The sequence below is a fragment of the [Zimmermannella] alba NBRC 15616 genome (assembly GCF_001570905.1).
Lineage (GTDB): Bacteria > Actinomycetota > Actinomycetes > Actinomycetales > Microbacteriaceae > Pseudoclavibacter > Pseudoclavibacter albus.
The window spans coordinates 1-1,910 of the sequence record NZ_BCSO01000024.1 but is presented as its reverse complement, the minus strand read 5'-3'; the positions used below and the strand labels follow the sequence as shown (position 1 = coordinate 1,910).

General features: G+C 65.3%; 4 protein-coding genes. 3 read left to right on the top strand and 1 reads right to left on the bottom strand.

What is annotated here, in order from left to right:
• On the top strand, positions 1 to 198 hold a 198-nt coding region (locus ZAL01S_RS10040; protein ID WP_280465133.1), incomplete at its 5' end, for a zinc finger domain-containing protein.
• Positions 199 to 201: 3 nt separating this feature from the next.
• On the opposite strand, the gene ZAL01S_RS09610 is transcribed toward ZAL01S_RS10040, so the two are convergent.
• Complete coding sequence (locus ZAL01S_RS09610) at positions 202 to 786, bottom strand: helix-turn-helix domain-containing protein (protein WP_066082616.1); 585 nt, start codon at positions 784 to 786, stop codon at positions 202 to 204.
• Positions 787 to 884: 98 nt separating this feature from the next.
• On the opposite strand from ZAL01S_RS09610, the gene ZAL01S_RS09605 reads away from it, so the two are divergent.
• Complete coding sequence (locus tag ZAL01S_RS09605; RefSeq protein ID WP_066082615.1) at positions 885 to 1,373, top strand: DUF2938 domain-containing protein; 489 nt, start codon at positions 885 to 887, stop codon at positions 1,371 to 1,373.
• Between the two features lie 92 nt (positions 1,374 to 1,465).
• Positions 1,466 to 1,910, top strand: a 445-nt coding sequence (locus ZAL01S_RS09600; RefSeq protein WP_280465131.1) for a DNA-formamidopyrimidine glycosylase family protein, incomplete at its 3' end; no start/stop codon positions are given.

Here is a 1,910-nt window from a genome sequence, read left to right as displayed (position 1 = left end):
AAAGCCCTTGCGGAGGGCGGAACCTCCTTCGACGCGCAATACGTCAACGTGAACGGTCAGGCTGGCTACTTCGCCCACAGCCTCCACGCCTACGGCCGCCGCGGAAAGCCGTGTGACCGCTGCGGCAGAGCCCTCATCCGAGAGCAGTTCCAAAACCGCAACTCACACTTCTGTCCGAAGTGCCAGCGGTTGCGGTGAGTGTCACCGTCCGGTCTGGGACGCGCGCAGATGGACGCGCTCGCCGTGCTTGCTGAACATCGTGATGAGCTCGACGGCACGCTTGCCGTGGGCGCCGAACCAGTGGGGAATTTGGGTGTCGAACTCGGCCGCTTCGCCCGCCGAGAGCACGAGATCCTGCTCTCCGAGAAGGATCCGTAGCTGGCCACTCAGCACATAGAGCCATTCGTACCCCTCGTGGCTGCGCAAGATCGGCGTCTCCGCACTGCTCGGAATCGTCAGCTTGTACGCCTGCGGGTCGTGCGGTTCCCGGGACAGGCGAACAAAGGTGCGGCCCGCGACGAGCTGTGGCTTGACGATGATGCGCGGGTCGGTCACCCGGGGCGGAGCAATGAGCTCGTCAAGCGAGATCGACAGCGCCGCCGCGATCGGCAATAACAGCTCTAGGCTGGCTTTGCGTTGGCCGCTCTCCAAGCGCGACAGGGTACTGCTGGAGATGCCCGTGAGTCGCGAGAGCTCTGCGAGCGACATGTCCTTGCGCTCGCGCCGCCGCCGAAGACGTCCGGGGATCTCGTCGAGGGTGGCGGCGATCGACGGGAGGGAGTCCATGCCTCCGACGCTAGAGGGGCCATCCCTGTTTCGGCAAGGAATCTTGCTGAAACGGGTGCGGCCGCTGATGCTCAGTCTGCAACGTCGAGGAGGAAGACATGAACAGTAACGAACTCGCCCAGGCTGCCCTCATCGGAGTGGGAGCGACGGTCGTGATGGATCTTGGAGCTGAGGTGATTCGCCGGAGCACGGGTGTGCCGCCACTGAATTACGATCTCGTTGCGCGCTGGATCGGGCACATGGGTCGAGGGCGTATCGTCCACGACTCGATCACGGCGGCAGAGCCGGTGAAGCACGAGCACGAACTCGGCCTGCTTGCCCACTACGCCATCGGCTCGGGGTTCGTCGTCGCGTTGGCTGCCTTGGATCGTGACTGGATGGACGAGCCGAAGTTCCTGCCCGCTATGGGTATGGGGCTCGTGACGTGTGCCGCACCCTGGTTCCTCATGCAGCCTGCCTGGGGGCTCGGCGTCGCAGCATCGAACACCCCCGAACCGGCTACCGCGCGGCTTCGAACAGTCCGTGCCCACGCGATCTACGGTCTCGGAATCTATCTCGCAGGCAAAGCAAGGCGGTGGCTGGGGTAGCGCCGGAGCTGTGACTTACGGCGAGGGCCACGCGCACAGCTGCGTACCTCTCCGATGGGCACGAGGAAGCGCGGGATCTCGTGCTGTGTTTGGTGACGCCGAAGTTTGAAGAGGTGTCGCGCCTTGGCGCGGCGCTTGATCCGAAAACGGCGCTGCCGGAACTTGCGGCGGCTCGCGGTGGCGCGGCTGACTTTGTGGCGCAGCTTGAGGGCGCTGCCCTTGCAGAGCCCCGGCGGCGCGGGAAGCTTTTGTGGGTGCCGTTTGCGGAGGGCGCGTCCTCAGCGGGCTCGCCGGCTGTTGCGTCTCGGTCGGCGCCTCGGGCGCTCATGACGCACCTCGGCATGAGTGGCCAAATGCTCCTGCCTGGGCCCGGCGCGGTGGATGACCGACACTTGCGCATCCGCATCGGCGTGGAAGGGCCAGCCGGACGCTTCGATATTGCCTTCGTGGATCAGCGAACTCTTGGCTCGCTCGCGGTGGATCCGCTTGTTGCGACCCCCGATGTCGCTGATGAGCTCGTGCCCTCGCAAGCACTTC